Origin of the sequence: Bacteroides sp. HPS0048 (assembly GCF_964240755.1) — a bacterium.
Classification (GTDB): Bacteria; Bacteroidota; Bacteroidia; order Bacteroidales; family Bacteroidaceae; genus Bacteroides; species Bacteroides nordii.
Genome location: NZ_CAXSVC010000004.1, coordinates 134,147 through 154,090 on the forward strand (window position 1 = coordinate 134,147; position 19,944 = coordinate 154,090).

The window sequence follows — 19,944 nt, forward strand, 5'->3', positions numbered from 1 at the left end:
TCATAACTCTAAAATCACTTCCTTCTTCCTAAACTCAGTGAATTTAATACGACACTCACACTTGAGAATGCCATAGCAGCACTTGCAAGCATCGGATTCAGTAGTAACCCATTCAATGGGAAGAGTACGCCGGCAGCAATGGGAATACCTATAAGGTTATAGATAAATGCCCAGAACAGGTTCTGATGGATAAGTCTCACTGTCTGCCGGGATAAGTTGAATGCTTTCGGAAGCAACAGTAAATCAGAAGTCATCAGAGTAACCATAGCTACGTCCATTGCAATATCCGTTCCTTTCCCCATGGCTATACTGACATCTGCCAAAGCCAATGCCTGCGAATCATTAATTCCGTCGCCCACCATTGCTACAGTTTTTCCCTGTAATTGCAATTCACGGATAAAGTCTTCTTTGTCATCCGGCAAGGCATCTGCAATAAAACGATCGATACCTAATTTTCCCGCTACCGCCAAAGCCGTACGTTGTCCGTCACCTGTCAGCATACAAATATCAATGCCTTGACGTCTCAGTTCCTTGACAGCTTCGGAAGAGGTAGATTTTATCGCATCCGTAACAGCAATAATAGCCAACAACTGATTCTCACGACCAAAATAAATGATTCCGTTTCCTTCGGACTCATATTGCACAAGCATATCTGCCATTACATCCGTAACAATGGCGTCGAAATCTTTAAGCAACTTGTGGCTACCTACCCAGAACAAATCGCCTTCATAAATCACCTTCACTCCTTTCCCTGTAATACTTTCAAAGCTTTCAAGCGGTGCAGGTTTTACTTTTTCCTCGTCTTGCAGAGAGGTGACAATGGCTCCGGCAAGTGGATGCTCCGATTTCATTTCTGCAGCCAAAAGAACATTCTTGAAACACTCTTCCTGCGTTTGTGCCCATAACCAACCGCTTACAGTAGGATGTCCTTCTGTAAGCGTTCCGGTTTTATCGAGTACCACTACATCGACCTTGCGCATCTGCTCCAAGGCCACAGCATCTTTTATCAGAATGTGCTGACTGGCAGCTTTACCAATGCCCACCATAAGTGCGGTAGGTGTGGCAAGTCCCAAAGCACACGGACAGGCAATTACCAATACCGAAACGGCAGAAAGCATGGCATATGAGAAGTATTCTGTTCCACCTATTACCAGCCAAAGCACAAAAGTAAGTATGGCAATACCAAGAACCACAGGAACGAAAATTCCCGTTACACGGTCAACGATACGTTGTACGGGGGCCTTACTCCCCTGAGCTTCTTGCACCATACGAATGATACGTGCCAATACCGTCTCACTTCCTACTTGTGAAGCCTTTATTATAAAAGAACCTCGTTGATTGATTGTTCCGGCAAGCACCTTGTCTCCTTGCTTCTTTTCGACAGGGATAGGTTCACCACTTATCATACTTTCGTCTACAAAAGATTCTCCTTCGGCAAGAATCCCATCCACAGGAATTTGTTCACCGGGGCGGACCACCACAAGATCGCCCACCTGTAACTGATCGATCAGAACTTCTTCTTCAATGCCATTACGCACGATACGCGCCACTTTGGGTTGTAACCCCATTAGTTTTTTGATAGCAGTTGAAGTATTACCTTTGGCACGCTCTTCCATTAACTTACCCGTCAATACAAAAGCGATGATAACGACGGAGGCTTCATAATAGACATGTGGTTCCAATCCCCGATCATACCAGAATTCGGGGAAAAAAGTATTGAATGCACTAAACAGAAATGCAATAGAGGTACTCAAAGCGACTAAAGTATCCATATTACTACGCCCCGACTTAGCTTGCTTCCAGGCACCCGTATAGAACGAACCACCAAAAAGTATCATCACCGGAAGTGTAAGTAACAACTGCAACTCATTCGAGTATGGTACATGCATAAAAACCATAGAAAGAAGCAGCATCGGGATAGCAAAAACCCAAGCTCCGATAACTTGCATCTTCAGCTTTCGGTAATGTTGCTGTTGCGCCTCTTCTTTCCGCTCTTCCTTAAGATTACCCTCTTCTATTATAAGGTCATAGCCACCGGACAACACGGCGGCACGAATTTCTCCGGGAGTCAGTTTGTCGGCTTCATATGAGACAGAGAGTGTATTGGTAGCAAGATTGACCGAAGCATCTACAATACCCGGCAACTTGCGAACTGTCTTTTCAACATTATTAGCACATCCTGCACAGTGCATGTTCAGCACAGGAAACGCTTTCTTTGTAATAGTACTCATAATATTATTAATTAGCGATTAGTGAATAATGATGAGTGAGTAGTGATAAGCAATGAGTGATAAGTACCATACGGCATACAGCGTAGCTTGCTAATCACTTATCACTACTTACTCATCCCTATTAAAACAATCTCTCCGGGACGTTTGTTCAATTACTTCTTTTCTGTCTGCTTTGCTTCTTTCACAAACTCAGCTTCATAATTAAACTTCTTAAATCCGGCTTTCAGTTTCTCTACATTTGTCTTGTCAGCGTCATAAGTGATAGAAACGGTTTTCGTTTTCAAGTCTGTAGAAAACTCTTTTACTCCCTTCTCAAACTTGATGTTATCTTTCACTTTTCGTTCACAATTTTCACAATGCATCTGCGATACTTTGAACACTGCCGTACGGATATCTTTCGCCATAACGGCTGTCACACTCAATAAAGCTACTGCCAGAGCAGCTACCATTCTTCTTGTTTTCATAAACTGTTTTTTTTAGTAGTTAAGTAGTCAAAGTAGTTAAGTAGTAAGTAGAGGTAGTTAAAATGTATATGGCAGGATAACGTTAGCGCTCTGCTACTTACTACTTAGCTACTTTGACTACTTAACTACTCTCTTCTATATTCTCGGTAAATTAAAACGAACCCCTATATACGCCTTTGCTCCATGCATTGGCCCCCATATCATGGTCGAATCAAAATTTTCTCCCCATGGATTAGCGGCATCTATAATCGGATTCTTTTGTTTAAAGTTTGTCAGGTTCTCCCCACCCACATAGACAGACCAGCGGCGGAAATAACGCGTTACTTGCGCACTCAGCTGCTCAAAGCTGCCATAGCGCGCCTCCCATGACGGACTACCATCAGCAAGTGTATATGGATTCGGCATCCTTCCCCCACCGTTCAACTGCAACGTTGCATCAAATTGCCACAATCCAAGTGGCGTTTGATAAGAGGCCGTCAAAAGTCCTTTATACTTACTGGTCAGAGGTTTCTCCAATAACTTCCCGTTATAAGTTGTCTTTGCATCCGTCAGACGATAAGCAGCCGTCAGGGTGAACCCCTTGAAAAGCGGATAGTTCGCTTCCAATTGTAGCACCTGTGAGTAAGAACGTCCGTCCAGATTGTAGAATGACACTTCATGGGGGGCTGTATCCATATCCACAACAACCTGTTTCAGGAAATCAGTGTAATAATATTCCGCATTAATATTCAAAGTCTTACCAAATAAAGGAATATAGGTCGAAACACTTGCTCCATAATTCCAAGCTTCTTCCTGATTAAGATGATCGGCTATCTTTACCTTCCTGCTGCTGGCAAGCAGATAATTGTTCTCTGCCAGTACATGATTGGTGCGATAGCCTTTTCCAGCTGAAAGTCGAAAATGGACATACTCATTCGGATTATATTTGATGTGTGCACGGGGAGTTACAAAGAAACCATATTTACTGCTATGATCTCCGCGAAGTCCACCCATGAGCATCAATTTATCATTCAAATTAAATGTGTACTGAATATATGCTCCGGGAACAGATTCTTTTACCAAAGCCTTTGTCAATCTCTGCTCTGCATCATTGGTCAGGCGATAATGCTGATTATATCCATCATAATTGAAACTCAATCCGGTAGAAAGGCTGTGTTGCTTACTGAACTCCGTCTCAAAAAGCAGAGAGGCATACACATTGCTCTGATCCACATCATAGAGTTTAAGACCATAGGTAGCATCCTGATTGTGAATCGTCCCTTGGAGGATAAGGGCAAGATTGGTATTCTTCTCCTTATTAAATATATAAGCATTCTTGGTGAAAGCTTCGTAACGATCCGTCTTAATACCTATTTCATAAAGATCATGTGCCGGTTCTTTCCCATGACTGACCTGCCCGCTGTTACGATGTTCAGATAATCCCTTGATACCTGCCTGAAAGACATAGTGATCGCCCATATACGCCCAACGATTCCACAAATTATACTGCTCTACCCGGGGAATATCGGCAAAGCCATCATCATTTGCATCATGTGCTTTTGTTTCATTTTCATAATGTGCCAGCAGTGAAGTACTCCACCGTTTCGAGAGTTTTATCGTTGCATCAGCATTGGCTTCATAACGGCTTGTACTACTGGCAAACAGATTGGCCGATACCCAGTCCGCCTCCGGGAGCTGAGGTTTCTTGAACTCTACATTGATCTGCCCGGTGATAGACTCATAGCCATTTTTTACCGAAGAACTACCTTTACTTACCTGGATACTCTGCATCCACGGACCGGGTACATATCCCAGACCGTAGGGTGCAGCAGCTCCCCTGTAATTAGGAATATTTTCCGTCATCATCTGTACATACATACCCGAAAGTCCTAATAACTTTATCTGTTTGGCTCCTGTTGCAGCATCCGAATAACTGACATCTACTGAGGGATTAGTAACAAAGCTTTCGCCAAGATTACAACAGGCGGCACGTGTCAGCTCGGCACTACTGATGATATCTTCATTCATCACACTGTTTCGCAATTTCATCGTACCGAGTTTCCGGCTTACAATGTTCACCTCACCTAATTCAACACCTTCGTGAAGAATAATATCAAGTTCCTGATTCTTACTGTTGACATGAATTGTGTCATTCTCAAAACCGATAAAGCTAACAACGAGCATATGGCTTTTGGCCGGTTTGGAAATGGAGAACCTGCCCTCTTCGGTAGTTGTCACACCGTTTGTAGTATTCATCCAAAACACATTGGCACCGGGAATGGGTTCTCCGGTATTGTCTTTTACAATTCCCGTCACCTGTGCCTGTAAAGTATGGAAAGTGAAGAGAGTAAATAATAAAAATATATATTTCATATAAATTAATTCATTTCGTGGTGCAAATTTACAAAATAACCTGTGCAACATGGTTGCATGAAAAGTACATTCTGTATTCGTATATTTACAGGCTTCTTTATATTCTGTTTACCAATATCTTATCTGTATAACATATGAGATAAGGAATCAGAACATCCGGATGTTGTTGTACAAAACACCCGGATGTTTTAGTACACAACATGGGGATGTTTTCATAAAGAACATGGGGATGTTTTGCATTCTGAAGCCTAAAGATGCAAACGCAAGGAATAGTGAAAGCAGTACTATGAAACACTACCAACACACATACCTTTCTTATATACTTTTGGCTAAATAAGAAGAGTTGAATAAAGAGTCAGATAGTACCGCGAACTGACAGGATGCGGAGGGACAGCATAAGATACTTCCTGCCATTTATCAGAAGGTGGAAGGCACTGAAAGTCCGGTAATAATTCACAGATAAGTTGTATTACGGGCGCAACAACAGAGGCTTCGCACGAATGTTTCATCAAATCTACTTTATAGATAGTAGCCGTACAACCTTCGTCTTTGCATGATTTATCTGACTGATGGTGAGCTTTATTACATTTAGGGCAACCACTGGTGCAACAAGTCTGCGCAGTTTCGCAACCGGCACAGCAGTAATGAACAACAGAGACTCCTACCCCGGCGTAAATAATCAACAGGGAGAGCATAGCAAGCAGTATGTATCGAAGTCTCTTCATAAATCCGGTACAAAGATAGGGAGATTTAACCGTTTCAGCACATTATTTTTTTCTTTTTTATTCGTTCTATTCGTTAATATGTTCTATATTTGTCGATAGGGAATAACCTAACAAATGTTGAATTTAAAGAAAAAGCCCTTATGAAAAAACAATATGTCAGCCTACTTGCAGTTATACTTGCGGCAAGCGGCTTTTTATTTTCTTGTGGTGACAAGATGAAAAAAGATACCGGTTCGCTGGAATTCGATAGTATACAGGTGAACAAGACGGTACATCTTTTTGGAGATACATCCAAACCAGCCTGTAACCTGCTGATAAACTTTGTCTATCCTTCCAAATCATCTGACGAATTATTGAAAGATACGTTGGATAAATATTTCATTGCTGCTTGTTTCGGCGATAAATACATGGGAGAGAAACCTCAGGAAGTGGTAAAACAATATACAGAAACATACATCAGTGAGTATCGTCGCGATTTGGAACCGATGTATCTGGAAGATGAAAAAGATAAAGAAAATGAATCATCCGTAGGCGCATGGTATTCTTATTACAAAGGAATCGAAAGCCATGTACAGCTCTATGAAAAGAATTTGCTTGTATATCGCATTAACTACAATGAATATACAGGTGGGGCGCATGGCATCTACATGACTACTTATCTTAACTTCGACCTCGGTCTGATGCGTCCGTTACGTCTGGACGATATTTTTGTTGGAGATTATCAGGAGCCACTGACCGATCTTATCTGGAATCAGCTTATGGCAGATAACGGAGCCAAGACACGTGCCGAACTGGAAGATATGGGCTATGGATCAACCGGTGAAATAGCAGCTACAGAAAACTTCTATCTTAACAAAGACGGAGTTACTTTCTACTACAATGTGTACGATATCACTCCCTACGCAATGGGACCGGTTGTAGTATCCCTGCCTTTCCAAATGCTGGAGCATATGTTAGGTAGCAACCCGATTATTGGTGAACTGAAAAATTAAAAATATAACTCATACATTAAACAAAGCAGTGGAAATCATACTAAAATATTTTCCTGACCTCACGGAAGAACAGCGCAGGCAATTTGCTGCTCTATACGACTTATACATCGACTGGAATGCCAAAATCAACGTCATCTCGCGCAAGGACATCGAAAACTTGTACGAACATCATGTACTGCATTCACTCGGCATTGCCAAAGTGATTCAGTTTCGTCCCGGTACCAGCATTATGGACTTGGGTACGGGCGGTGGTTTCCCGGGTATTCCGTTAGCTATACTTTTTCCTGATGTAAAGTTTCATCTGGTAGACAGTATCGGGAAAAAGGTGCGCGTAGCTACTGAAGTAGCCAATGCCATCGGGCTGAAAAATGTAACCTTCCGCCATGCACGTGCCGAAGAGGAAAAACAGTTATTCGACTTTGTAGTGAGCCGTGCTGTTATGCCGTTGGCAGATTTAGTTAAAATCATCAAAAAGAACATCTCACCCCGGCAACAAAATGTATTGCCGAATGGTTTAATCTGTCTTAAAGGTGGAGAACTTGAACATGAAGCAATGCCGTTTAAGCATAGAACCACCTTACACAGCTTAAATGAAGATTTTAAGGAAGAGTTCTTCCAGACAAAGAAAGTGGTATATGTGACCGTATAAATAGATAGATACGTAACGTCAAATAATCATGAAAATAAAGAGATTTGAATTTAATATGTTTCCCGTAAATTGTTATGTATTATGGGATGAAACAAAAGAAGCAGTCGTCATAGACCCAGGCTGCTTTTATGATGAAGAGAAACAAGCATTGAAAAACTTCATCAACACCAATGGGTTAACAGTGAAACATTTGCTGAATACACACCTGCATCTGGACCACATCTTTGGAAATCCGTTCATGCTGAAAGAATTCGGCCTTTCTGCAGAAGCCAGCCAAGCGGATGAATACTGGATTGAAGAAGCTCCGAAGCAGAGCCGTATGTTTGGTTTCCAACTACAGGAAGCTCCTGTGCCACTGGGAAAATACCTGCATGATGGAGATATAATCACCTTCGGAAATATATCGTTAGAAGCAATTCACGTACCGGGACACTCTCCGGGAAGCCTTGTATATTATTGTAAAGCAGAGAACTGTATGTTCTCCGGAGATGTGCTTTTTCAAGGTAGTATCGGACGTGCTGATTTAACGGGAGGCAACTTTGATGAATTGAAAGAACACATCTGTAGCCGTCTGTTCATTCTACCCAACGAAACAGTGGTTTATCCGGGACACGGAGCACCAACGACCATCGGTATGGAGAAAGCGGAAAATCCGTTCTTCCGATAACTGTTTCGCATACGGAGAATCTACGCCAAGCGATTATACAATCCATTTGAGCAACTTAAAAACTAATTAACATGAAAACCGATTCATTCGCCAGCCGCCATATAGGTGTCAGCGAAAAAGACATTGAAGTGATGCTCCGCAAGATAGGTGTAAGCACCCTTGATGAACTGATTGATAAAACGATACCAGCCAATATCCGGCTCAAAGAACCATTGGCATTGCCTCCGGCTATGACCGAATATGAATTCAGCAAGCACATTGCCGAACTGGCTGGTCAGAACAAATTATTCACCACTTATATCGGAATGGGCTGGTATAATACCATTACCCCTGCCGTAATTCAGAGAAATGTGTTCGAAAACCCTGTATGGTACACCTCTTACACACCTTACCAGGCAGAAGTATCACAAGGACGTCTGGAAGCATTAATGAATTTCCAAACAGTCGTTTGCGATCTTACAGCTATGCCATTAGCTAACTGTTCCTTACTGGACGAAGCCACCGCCGCCGCAGAAGCAGTTACGATGATGTACGGACTGCGCCCGCGCGATAAGCAAAAGTTGGGAGCTAATGTTGTATTCGTTGATGAGAATATTTTTCCGCAAACGCTGGCTGTGATGAATACACGTGCCATACCGCAAGGCATTGAGCTACGCATAGGCAAATATCAGGAATTTGAACCGACTCCGGAAGTATTCGCTTGCATCCTCCAGTATCCCAATTCGGACGGAAGTATTGAAGATTATCGTAATTTCACGGAAAAGGTACACGAGGCTGATTGTAAAGTAGCTGTAGCTGCCGATCTGTTGAGTCTTGCACTTATCGTACCTCCGGGTGAATGGGGAGCAGACATTGTATTCGGTACAACGCAAAGGCTGGGAACACCGATGTTCTATGGTGGTCCTTCAGCAGCCTATTTCGCTACCCGCGACGAATTTAAACGTAACATGCCGGGACGCATCATTGGCTGGTCAAAAGATAAATATGGAAAGATGTGTTATCGCATGGCTTTGCAAACCCGTGAGCAACATATCAAACGTGAAAAAGCCACTTCCAACATCTGTACTGCCCAGGCATTACTGGCTACAATGGTAGGATTCTACGCTATTTATCATGGTCAACAAGGTATCACGGATATTGCATCACGTATCCACAGTATCAGTGCTTTCCTTGAAAAAGAGATTAGTAAATTGGGATATAAACAGGTGAACAAATATTATTTCGACACGCTCCGTTTCATATTGCCCGACAATGTTTCGGCACCGCAAGTACGTACCATCGCACTCAGTAAAGAGGTGAATCTACGTTATTTCGACAATGGTGACGTTGGTTTCAGCATTGACGAAACCACAGACATTTCTGCTGCCAATATGCTGCTTTCTATCTTCGCTATTGCTGCTGAGAAGGATTATCAGAAGATTACTGAAATCCCCGATGCCGATACATTCTCTAAAGAACTGAAACGCCAGAGTGCATTCCTTACCCACGAAGTATTCAATAAATACCATACGGAAACGGAAATGATGCGTTACATCAAGAGACTGGACCGTAAGGATATCTCGCTTGCCCAATCTATGATCCCGCTGGGTTCGTGTACCATGAAGCTGAATGCTGCCGCCGAAATGTTACCACTGAGTCGTCCGGACCTTCTGTGCATGCATCCGTTAGTACCCGAAGACCAGGCTGAAGGATATCGTAAATTAATAGAAAACCTGAGTGATGAACTGAAAATAATTACTGGATTTGCCGGTGTCAGCTTGCAACCGAACTCCGGTGCAGCAGGTGAATATACAGGTCTTCGTGTAATTCGCAGTTATCTCGAAAGTATTGGTCAGGGACATCGCAATAAGATTCTGATACCCGCATCGGCGCATGGTACGAATCCTGCATCGGCTATACAGGCAGGTTTCACCACAATCACTTGTGCTTGTGACGAACATGGTAATGTAGAAATGAATGATCTTCGTGCCAAGGCTGAAGAAAACAAAGAAGAGTTAGCCGCCCTGATGATTACGTACCCGTCTACACATGGCATTTTTGAAACAGAAATTGTAGAGATCTGCGATATCATCCACGCCTGTGGCGCACAAGTGTATATGGACGGTGCAAATATGAATGCTCAGGTAGGACTAACCAATCCAGGCTTTATTGGCGCGGATGTCTGCCATCTGAATCTGCATAAAACCTTTGCATCTCCCCATGGTGGTGGTGGCCCCGGTGTAGGTCCGATTTGTGTAGCCGAACACCTGATACCATTCCTCCCAGGTCACGGATTGTTTGGTAATCCGATAAATGAAGTATCTGCCGCTCCTTTTGGTAGTGCAGGAATACTACCTATCACATACGGTTATATCCGCATGATGGGTACCGAAGGTTTGACTATGGCAACAAAAGCCGCTATCCTCAATGCCAATTATCTTGCTGCCTGCCTGAAAGACACGTATGGCATCGTATATCGCGGAGCTAATGGTTTCGTAGGACACGAAATGATTCTGGAATGCCGCAAAGTACACGAGGAAACAGGAATCAGCGAGAACGACATCGCAAAACGTCTTATGGATTATGGATACCACGCTCCTACTCTCTCTTTCCCTGTTCACGGAACGCTGATGATTGAACCTACAGAAAGTGAAAGTTTGTGGGAACTGGATAATTTTGTAACCGTGATGCAAACGATATGGAAAGAAATCCAGGAAGTGAAAAATGGCGAAGCAAGCGCGGAAGATAACGTACTAATAAATGCTCCGCATCCGGAATATGAGATCGTGAACGACCACTGGGAACACAGCTATACACGTGAAAAAGCTGCCTACCCGATAGAAAGCGTACGTGAAAATAAATTCTGGGTAAATGTGGCACGCGTAGATAATACATTGGGAGACAGAAAACTGTTGCCAACAAGGTACGGTTCGTTTTAGTTGAAAATTGACAGTTGAAAGTTGAAAATTACTATGCAGCGTGACAGCGCAGCTAATTTTCAACTTTCAACTGTCAATTTTCAACTAAACAACGGTTATCGTTCCCACCTTTACTCTCTTTTCTTTCATTGGAATAGAAGGATCAGGATATCCTAAGGCTACACAACCGTATACTTTGTGATTTTCGGGGACACCGAGAGAAGTGATAAATTCACGTACTTCGGGGGCATCGCATGTTGTCCCCAGCTGGTTGATCCAGCAAGAACCAATACCCAGAGAACGGGCAGCAAGAAACATATTTTCAATAGCACAGGCACAATCCATACCTGCCCACCATTGTGTCGGTTCATTAGAAACAATTACAAGCGTTGGTGCATGATAATAACAGCAATACGTCTGGTTACATCCACGCTCCTGCAAATGTTTATCCTCACTTTTGGTAAATGCACCTTTGATACGGGCATTTAATTCTTCGAGTTTCTCTGTATTTTGTATAGCTGTGAAATGCCATGTTTCAAGATGCATACCACTCGGAGCATATGTGGCAGCTTCAAGAATAGTCAGTAAATCTTCTTCAGCTACCTGTTGAGTAGTATAAGCACGTACGCTACGACGTGCTTTGATATTTTCTAATACTTCATTTGTTTTCATGATGAATAGTGTTTTAATTTTTATTTGTTAGAAATAAAATGATGAACTGGTTACACTACAATGTATCATACCTCATCACCTTTTAACCAGCCCAATCTTCACATTCAACTTAAAGTAATATACCCCATTCTCCCGCTCCAGGAAGCCGTACTTATCTTTATCCACAGATCCTTTCTCTAAACGGGTATTCAGATAAAGAAAATCTTCAAATGTCTTTTTCTCCGCTTTATGATAACAAAGCACCTCTCCGTTTCCATCTATCAGCAAAATTCCTTCCACAGCAGAATCCGTCCCGTTATAGATCTTTGCCGGACGCATCCCCAATGCCAGAGCAAGCAGGAACTGCTTCATTTTAAATTCATAAAAACCATGTTTATTGATCAGTTCATCCTTAATCTTCAATGGATTGATTCGTTTTATCTCCTCCGTCAATTCACTGATACGTGTGATACCATCCAAATGCATAATACGTACCATCTCTGCCAGAACACGCGGAAAGTGCAAATCTATCATCAACAGGTTGCAACGAAACACACGGTCTGCCACATCAGAATACTTTAATACACCGCCCAGGCGTTCTATCATCATCATACGCTCTGCCACTTCTGTAGGCGACTCTTCCAATGCATTTATTTTATTCACAGTAGGTACGGCAAACTTAACACCTATCTGCTCCAATTTCAGATTGGCAGTTCGTCCGCCATCAAGCAAAGGATTCATGGCACTAAGACGTGAACGAACATTGAATCCTGTCAATGGAGCCTCAGGATGCCAGAAGGCAACAGAAAAGTCCGTACGATCATCCGTTTTTGCTTCAAGATCAAAGATACCTGCTTCATCCAGGAACTCTTCTACCCCATCAGGCGAAGTCACATCATTTTCTGACGAGGACTTGACTGCATCGAGAATTAATCCGGCCACTGTGGCAAAATCTTCCCGTGGTATTCGCTTATCTACTGTTTCGTTTACAATATGAATTTCCTCTTTCTCAATATAATAGCGACGCGTACCATCATGCTCTTCGCGCTGTACCATTGCTACAGGCCAGCACTGTGTATCGTCTTTTTTTGCTTGCGGCGTACCCAACGAAACCTTTCCGTCTGCCAGCAAACGGAAAAAAGCATACAGTTCACTCCATTCTCTTTTTGTTGCTTCAAATGCCATATTTAATATATTTGTTTTACAGATTAATCATTTCGGGCAGTTCCTGCCAAGGGATCAACGGACGTTGTATCTCTATCTCTTTCTCCACAGGTGGTAATTTCCCAGCACGTGCTATAGCCAGTGGAATACGTGGAGTTATCACAATATACCTCCCTGTCCAGCAGCCATCAAACCAGGCCGGATTACCCCGCTCCCGCTTTATTGGAAAACATTGATTTTCACCCTTACTCCGCATCATAGCCGAACGCCCGGGATCGTTGATCCATACATGAGTATCATTTATACCGCGAAGCACCATCCAATGACGGTGACTACCCGGTTGCATCAACCCATGAGACGAACCGCGATGCCTCACATTTATCAGTACGGGAATACCCTGATCAATATATGCCTTCAGCGTCCGGTAGTCTTTATTCATAAAATGCTCAGCACTCACCATATGTTCATAATACCGTGTCAACGAATCTATTTCAAAAGAATAATAGCCACCCTGTCCTATGGATGTACGCCGCTTGAAAGGAGCACGTTTTTTCAAAAAATAATTCTTCTGATACTCTACAAGCTTTGCTTCGGCTTCTGCTGCCGAACGGCAACTATCTACGGTCATCCCTTTATAATAATCAAATACCATCAATGAGGATGCCAGCGAGCAATGCGCATAAGGACATCCGCTGATCTTCTGCGAATACCAGGGTAAAGGAATATCGTTGGGAGCCACTTCCTGAGCCTGAATAGAAGGCAAATGGCTTCCAATCAAAAACAAACCGAGATACAGAGCTTTCATTATCACATTTCGTATCATTGTGTGCAAAGATAAGGAAATCTGATAAAACAAATGGTGGACAGAAAAAACTATTTCCAATTCCAAATGTTATATAGATAGAGTTGACTACTTAAAAAATAAAATTATGGATAAAAATGAAAATCTGATTAGTATCACGGAAGTCCCTGCCGGGCCCTACATCATCAAAGGTGAATTTAAGATGATTAACAAAGAAGGGAAAGAGAGTATTTTGCAAGGAACAAACGCTTTGTGTCGTTGCGGCCACTCTAAAAACAAACCATTTTGCGACGGAACACATCGTAAAATAAATTTTGAAAAGGACAACGAATAAGGCTACACAAATGCGTCTTTTATAAACTCCAGTGCGTGTATCAACGGAATATTTACCCGAAGAGACACGCATTCAATTTTTCTGCTCCATCAACGTGTTATTCTTCCTCAAGGATACGTGCAGTCTCTACTTTTTCCAGGCGTGCCCTCAGACGAGGCATCATAGAACGACGAATACGAAGCGTCATACTACAATCCATGTCATAGGACTGTCGCAAAATTTCAGGTTCTTCTTCTTTCACAATACGCATCACATCATTCATAAAAGGATATTCAAAAAGCAAAGTCACCTCGTCATCTACCGTTTTTTCTACAATGGTAGCCGTGGCAATGGCTTCGGCGGCAGCAGCTTTATAAGCAACGATCAATCCGCTTGTTCCCAGCTTGATTCCACCAAAATAACGAACTACAATAATAAGTATATCAGTCAGTTCATTAGAATTGATCTGTCCTAATATAGGTTTTCCGGCTGTACCGGAAGGCTCACCGTTATCATTTGCACGAAAATCTGTTCGTTCATGTCCCAACATATAGGCATAGCATACATGACGTGCATCGTAATATTTCTTCTGATACGTTTCGAGATGTGCTTTTATTTCTTCGTGTGTACGCACAGGCAATGCAATAGCAATAAACTTGCTACGCTTTTCGGTATAAATACCTTCGGAGGGTTCAGTAATGGTTTTGTATGTATCTTCCATGCTTTTAGAATTAAAAATGGAAAGTTGAAAATTAAAAATTACTATGCAGCGTATTATACAGTTAATTTTCAACTTTCCATTTTCAACTAACTAAGTTTATGAATCACCAGCCCCGAACGAAGTTTCGGTTCGAACCAAGTAGTCTTCGGCGGCATGATATTGCCAGTATCAGCAATATCCATCAATTGTTTCATTGAAACAGGATAAAGTGCCAAAGCTACTTTCATTTCACCGCTATCTACACGTTTACTCAATTCTCCCAGACCACGGATACCACCTACAAAGTCGATACGTTTATCCGAACGAAGGTCTTTAATACCTAAAATTTCATCCAGAATCAAGTTGGAAGAGATAGTAACATCCAATACACCTATCGGATCGTTATCATCATACGTTCCGGCCTTCGCTGTAAGACTGTACCATTTACCATCCAGATAGAGGGCAAAATTATGCAGTGCATTCGGTTTGTAAATCTCCGTACCTTTTTCTTCTACAACGAAATTCTTTTCGAGCGCAGTAAGAAACTGTGCAGGAGTCAAACCATTGAGGTCTTTAACCACACGGTTATAATCAATAATAGTCAATTGATTGGCAGGAAAACATACCGCCATGAAATAGTTATACTCTTCATCTCCACGATGATTCGGATTCTGTTTTGCCTTCTCAGCACCTACAAGCGCGGCAGCGGCAGAACGGTGATGTCCGTCAGCAATATAGAGTGCAGGCATTTTAGCAAACTCAGCTGTGACAGAAGCGATATCCTCTGCCTGGTCTATAATCCAGAAAGTATGTCCGAAACCATCACCCGGAGCTATAAAATCGTATACAGGATTCTGAGCAGTATATTTCTTGACGATGGCATCCAGCTTCGCATTATCAGGATATGCAAAGAATACCGGTTCAATGTTGGCATTGTTCACGCGGACATGTTTCATGCGATCTTCTTCTTTGTCACGACGGGTCAGTTCATGCTTCTTGATAATACCATTCATATAATCAGGCACATAAGCACCCACAACAAGTCCGTATTGTGTCTTACCATTCATTGTCTGAGCATAGATGTAATAGTTTTCTTTATCATCCTGCACCAGCCAGCCTTTGTCTTGAAACAGTTTAAAGTTATCGGCAGCTTTGATGTACACCTTCTCGTCATGCTCATCCGTACCTACAGGAAAATCTATTTCAGGCTTAATTATATGATAGAGTGATTTCTCATTTTCACCAGCTTCTGCACGTGCTTCTTCTGAATTAAGTACATCGTAAGGACGCGAGGCAACTTGCTCCACTAATTCTTGTGGAGGACGAATACCTTTAAATGGTTTAATTGTAGCCATAAGTCTTATTACTTATTTACGCGGAACTTTTCGCAACCGTCTTTCAGGAAACCAACGATCTGTTGTGCAGCAGCAATGCCGGCATTGATATTGGCTTCAGCCGTTTGTGCACCCATTTTCTTAGGAGTAGAGAAATAACGTCCGGCAAAAAGTTCGGTGAACTTAGCATTAGCAGCAGGCATAATATCGGTGATATATTTGAAGTCGGGACGATCTTCCATCAGCTGGATAAGTTCGTCTTCATTGATAACTTCCTTACGTGCAGTATTTACCAAAATAGCTCCTTTAGGCATATCCTTCAACAAAGCATAGTTGATAGAGTTCTTCGTTTCGGCAGTAGCAGGAATATGCAGAGAGACAACATTACAGGTTTTGTAAAGTTCTTCGGCAGAATCAACCGCTTTCACACCATCTTTCTCGATTACTTCTTTCGGGCAGAATGCGTCATAAGCATAGATTTCCATACCGAAACCTTTAGCCACACGTGCTACATTGCGACCTACGTTTCCGTAAGCATGAATACCCAGTTTCTTACCCATCAGTTCAGTTCCTGATGTTCCATTATAGAAATTACGAACTGCATATACCAACAATCCGAAAACAAGTTCGGCTACCGCGTTGGAATTCTGTCCCGGAGTGTTCATTACACATACCCCGTGTGCAGTTGCAGCAGCAAGGTCTACGTTGTCATAACCGGCTCCGGCGCGTACCACAATTTTCAGTTCTTTGGCAGCATCCAGCACTTCGGCATCTATAATGTCACTGCGTATAATGATTGCATTGGCATCTTTTACTGCATCCAATAATTGTGCCTTTTCTGTATATTTTTCAAGTAAAGCAAGCTCGTATCCGGCTGCTTCGATTTCTTTGCGAATACCGTCCACAGCTACTTTAGCAAACGGTTTATCGGTAGCGATAAGTACTTTCATGATTCGATGTATATAATTATAAAAAAACGATTCACTACAAACTGACACAGAGTTTCATAGAGGGTACTGCTTAAAACAGAAAACTCCGTGAAACTCTGTGATACTCTATAGTGAGAATATTAATGAAGTTTCTCAAATTCCTGCATGCAGTCAATCAATGCCTGTACGCTTTCTTTAGGCAGAGCATTGTAGCATGACGCGCGGAAACCACCTACAGAACGGTGTCCCTTAATACCTACCATACCTCTTTCAGTAGCGAACTTCATGAAGTCAGCTTCCAGATCTTTGTATTCAGGAGCCATTACGAAGCAGATGTTCATACGTGAACGATCTTCTTTAACAGCAGTTCCTACGAACATCTTATTACGGTCGATTTCAGCATACAGCATATTGGCTTTTTCGGTTGCACGGCGTTCCATTTCTTTCACACCACCCTGTGCTTTGATCCAACGCAATGTTTGCAGTGCAGCATAGATAGGCACTACCGGAGGAGTGTTGAACATAGAGCCATTATCAACATGTGTCTGATAATTCAGCATAGAAGGAATATATCGTGAAACTTTGCCTAATGCATCATTCTTCACAATTACAAAAGTAACACCCGCAGGTGCCAGATTCTTTTGTGCACCACCATAAATACAGATATATTTTGATACGTCGATAGGACGAGAGAATATATCGGAAGACATATCGGCAACCATCGGAACCGGAGAATTGAGATCTTCTTTCAATTCGGTACCATAAATAGTATTGTTAGTAGTAATGTGGAAATAGTCAGCATCAGCCGGAACTGTATAATCTTTCGGAATATATGTATAGGTAGCTTCGGCAGAAGAGGCAACTTCTACAACTTCACCAAAAGCTTTGGCCTCTTTCATTGCTTTCTTGGCCCATACGCCAGTATTCAAATAAGCAGCTTTTTTCTCAAGGAAATTGTAAGGTACCATGCAGAACTCCATACTGGCACCACCACCCAAGAACAATACCGAATACCCTTCGGGGATGTTGAGTAATTCCTTGAATAGTGCTACGGCTTCATCAACCACAGGTTGAAAGTCCTTAGCGCGGTGGCTTATTTCCATCAGTGAGAGACCGGAACCATTGAAATCTAAAATAGCCTTCGCTGTATCCTCAATCACCTCACGCGGAAGAATAGAAGGTCCTGCATTGAAATTATGCTTTTTCATTTGAAGTTTGTTTTTGGTTTAACATTTCGTTACTTTGTGTCTTTTGACATTGCGAAATTACGGAATTATTTCCGTAAAACAAATCTTTCATTATAAAATCACATTCGGTTTGCTGATTTATCTTACTTTTTATTGGTTTATGCAGGATATATGCACCATTTTGTCATCTATAGATATCAAGAGTGAACATAAAGAATAAAGTAATAGTATTGGATAATTTTTACTTAAAGACTGAAAGTAAAAAGGATATAAAACGAATATTTATGATATGAAAGAAAGGGAAAATATCCCCCGAAGGATATTCATGTTTAATACGGTATTTCACCACAGAGGTCGCAGAGGGCACGGAGTTTTAGTTCTTTGATGAAACGCGGATGATCTCTGATTCCCACAAAAGGATATAACAATAAAATAAAGAACTACAGTTTTTTAATCAGCGTTTATCTGCGATCATCCGCGTTTCATCAGAGAAAATAATATCTCTGTGCTCTCCGTGTCCTCTGCGGTGAACTGATAATTAATCAGCTTCTTCAATAACGGTTTTCATTCCTTTTATCTTTTCTCCCCGGATAAGAGTCAGTAACTGTTTCACCTTTCCCCGGCGAATAGCAACGAAAGCATAATGCTCTTTTACATCAATTGCCCCCACATCTTCACGAGAAAGATTTCCTTTCTTATACAAGAATCCGGCAATGTCTATACGGCTTAGTTTATCTTTTTTTCCTTTACCTATATATAAGGTAACCCAAAGCGGCCTTGAAGGACGCGGAGCTTGTTCCGGAAGTTCATATATTTCGATAGCCGTAGGAATATATTCCGGTGTTTTTTCTTCTGCGCTCAGAATGAGATAAGAGGTTCCGGTAGCATCCCAACGAGCAGTACGTCCGTTTCGATGGGTAAAGGCTTCTTCGTTCACAGGGATATGATAGTGAATAATATGCTCTACTTCCGGAATATCCAGTCCACGGGCAGCAAGATCAGTGGAAACAAGTACATGGCAGCTTCCATTACGGAATTTATAAAGTGCACGTTCACGGTCGGGCTGCTCCATACCACCATGAAAACGTTCGTTGTACATACCCTTTTCGGCAAGCAATGCACTCACACGGTCCACCGCATCCCGATGATTACAAAAAACAATACTGGAACTACTTCCCAAGGTACAAAGCAACTTATAAAGTGTGTCAATCTTGTCTTTTACCGGAGAGATGACTTTCATTAAGGTCAGTCGCGGTGCTTCTGCAGGGATATCTGATAGAAAATTCAGTTTAATAGTACGGTTCAGTCCGGTGAACCGTGGAATTTCTTCGGCATCCGTTGCAGAGAGTAGTACCCGTTTCTTTAGTCCGGGCAGTTGAGTGATAATCTCAGCCATTTCATCATGGAAACCGAATTCGAGAGATTTATCAAACTCGTCAATAATAAGTGTACGGATTGTATCAGGATTGAAATTCCCTTTGGCAAGGTGATCTGTTATACGTCCCGGCGTACCGATGATGATTGCAGGGTGATTACCTTGAATGCTCTTTTTCTCTTCACTGATAGGGTGACCACCATAGCAGCAGCAAGTCTTCCAAGAGGTATTCATGGTTTTGAATACAGAGTCTATCTGTAAGGCCAGTTCCCGCGAAGGAACGAGAATCAGTACTTGTATTGTATTGTCATCCGGTTTCAAAGATAAAAGCAGAGGTAACAGAAAAGCGAGTGTCTTACCCGATCCGGTAGGTGAAAGCAATATTACGTCTTTTTCTTCGGAAGCAGCATCCAGCGCAGCTTCTTGCATAGGATTCAGCGCTTCAATCTTCAGATTGCGCAGCGCAGTTTGTATTAATTCGTTCTTTTGTATCATAATGGCACAAAGATAGG

17 protein-coding genes are annotated in these 19,944 nt (G+C 42.2%); 5 read left to right on the top strand and 12 right to left on the bottom strand.

Annotation, left to right across the window (positions count from 1 at the left end):
• Positions 1–14: 14 nt before the first annotated feature.
• From ACESQI_RS04775 to ACESQI_RS04790, 4 genes are all read right to left on the bottom strand, one after another.
• Positions 15–2,231 carry a heavy metal translocating P-type ATPase gene (locus ACESQI_RS04775; RefSeq protein ID WP_373125507.1) on the bottom strand — a complete coding sequence of 739 codons (2,217 nt, stop codon included), beginning with the start codon at positions 2,229–2,231 and terminating at the stop codon, positions 15–17.
• A gap of 152 nt (positions 2,232–2,383) precedes the next feature.
• Positions 2,384–2,695: a heavy-metal-associated domain-containing protein gene (locus tag ACESQI_RS04780; protein WP_002560520.1), complete on the bottom strand. Its 312-nt coding sequence runs from the start codon at positions 2,693–2,695 to the stop codon at positions 2,384–2,386.
• Positions 2,696–2,830: 135 nt separating this feature from the next.
• Positions 2,831–5,047: a TonB-dependent receptor gene (locus ACESQI_RS04785; protein WP_025866421.1), complete on the bottom strand. Its 2,217-nt coding sequence runs from the start codon at positions 5,045–5,047 to the stop codon at positions 2,831–2,833.
• 329 nt (positions 5,048–5,376) lie between these two features.
• Entirely contained in the window at positions 5,377–5,772 is a 396-nt protein-coding gene (locus tag ACESQI_RS04790; RefSeq protein WP_025866422.1) for a hypothetical protein, read from the bottom strand.
• Between the two features lie 140 nt (positions 5,773–5,912).
• On the opposite strand from ACESQI_RS04790, the gene ACESQI_RS04795 reads away from it, so the two are divergent.
• The 4 genes from ACESQI_RS04795 (at position 5,913) to gcvP (ending at position 10,998) form a co-directional block, all read left to right on the top strand.
• Positions 5,913–6,764 carry a DUF3298 domain-containing protein gene (locus ACESQI_RS04795; RefSeq protein WP_373125508.1) on the top strand — a complete coding sequence of 284 codons (852 nt, stop codon included), beginning with the start codon at positions 5,913–5,915 and terminating at the stop codon, positions 6,762–6,764.
• Positions 6,765–6,792: 28 nt separating this feature from the next.
• Positions 6,793–7,413 carry a 16S rRNA (guanine(527)-N(7))-methyltransferase RsmG gene (gene rsmG / locus ACESQI_RS04800; RefSeq protein WP_320908030.1) on the top strand — a complete coding sequence of 207 codons (621 nt, stop codon included), beginning with the start codon at positions 6,793–6,795 and terminating at the stop codon, positions 7,411–7,413.
• A 28-nt stretch (positions 7,414–7,441) separates the two neighbouring features.
• On the top strand, positions 7,442–8,080 hold the full coding sequence (locus ACESQI_RS04805) for an MBL fold metallo-hydrolase (protein ID WP_002560526.1): 639 nt from the start codon (positions 7,442–7,444) through the stop codon (positions 8,078–8,080).
• Between the two features lie 71 nt (positions 8,081–8,151).
• A complete protein-coding gene (gcvP, locus tag ACESQI_RS04810; RefSeq protein ID WP_320908031.1) occupies positions 8,152–10,998 on the top strand; it encodes an aminomethyl-transferring glycine dehydrogenase in 2,847 nt (948 codons plus the stop codon).
• An 84-nt stretch (positions 10,999–11,082) separates the two neighbouring features.
• Here the strand turns inward: gcvP and ACESQI_RS04815 are convergent, their stop codons facing one another.
• The 3 genes from ACESQI_RS04815 to ACESQI_RS04825 form a co-directional block, all read right to left on the bottom strand.
• Positions 11,083–11,649: a nitroreductase gene (locus ACESQI_RS04815; protein ID WP_025866425.1), complete on the bottom strand. Its 567-nt coding sequence runs from the start codon at positions 11,647–11,649 to the stop codon at positions 11,083–11,085.
• A 75-nt stretch (positions 11,650–11,724) separates the two neighbouring features.
• Positions 11,725–12,813, bottom strand: a complete 1,089-nt coding sequence (locus tag ACESQI_RS04820; RefSeq protein ID WP_195569991.1) for an HpaII family restriction endonuclease — start codon at positions 12,811–12,813, stop codon at positions 11,725–11,727.
• 16 nt (positions 12,814–12,829) lie between these two features.
• On the bottom strand, positions 12,830–13,597 hold the full coding sequence (locus ACESQI_RS04825) for a C39 family peptidase (RefSeq protein ID WP_182416659.1): 768 nt from the start codon (positions 13,595–13,597) through the stop codon (positions 12,830–12,832).
• Positions 13,598–13,721: 124 nt separating this feature from the next.
• Between ACESQI_RS04825 and ACESQI_RS04830 the strand changes: the two genes are divergently transcribed.
• Positions 13,722–13,928 carry a CDGSH iron-sulfur domain-containing protein gene (locus ACESQI_RS04830; RefSeq protein WP_002560531.1) on the top strand — a complete coding sequence of 69 codons (207 nt, stop codon included), beginning with the start codon at positions 13,722–13,724 and terminating at the stop codon, positions 13,926–13,928.
• A 97-nt stretch (positions 13,929–14,025) separates the two neighbouring features.
• On the opposite strand, the gene ACESQI_RS04835 is transcribed toward ACESQI_RS04830, so the two are convergent.
• The 5 genes from ACESQI_RS04835 to ACESQI_RS04855 form a co-directional block, all read right to left on the bottom strand.
• Positions 14,026–14,628: a YigZ family protein gene (locus ACESQI_RS04835; RefSeq protein ID WP_373125509.1), complete on the bottom strand. Its 603-nt coding sequence runs from the start codon at positions 14,626–14,628 to the stop codon at positions 14,026–14,028.
• 86 nt (positions 14,629–14,714) lie between these two features.
• Positions 14,715–15,962, bottom strand: a complete 1,248-nt coding sequence (locus ACESQI_RS04840) for a DUF1015 domain-containing protein (RefSeq protein ID WP_002560533.1) — start codon at positions 15,960–15,962, stop codon at positions 14,715–14,717.
• An 8-nt stretch (positions 15,963–15,970) separates the two neighbouring features.
• Positions 15,971–16,891, bottom strand: a complete 921-nt coding sequence (locus ACESQI_RS04845; protein ID WP_007485459.1) for an NAD(P)-dependent oxidoreductase — start codon at positions 16,889–16,891, stop codon at positions 15,971–15,973.
• 119 nt (positions 16,892–17,010) lie between these two features.
• The gene (gene serC / locus ACESQI_RS04850; RefSeq protein WP_002560535.1) at positions 17,011–18,078 is read right to left on the bottom strand and encodes a 3-phosphoserine/phosphohydroxythreonine transaminase; all 1,068 of its coding nucleotides are present in this window, start codon (positions 18,076–18,078) and stop codon (positions 17,011–17,013) included.
• 517 nt (positions 18,079–18,595) lie between these two features.
• Positions 18,596–19,927, bottom strand: coding sequence for a DEAD/DEAH box helicase (locus ACESQI_RS04855; RefSeq protein WP_373125510.1), 1,332 nt, complete (start codon positions 19,925–19,927; stop codon positions 18,596–18,598).
• Between the last annotated feature and the right edge of the window lie 17 nt (positions 19,928–19,944).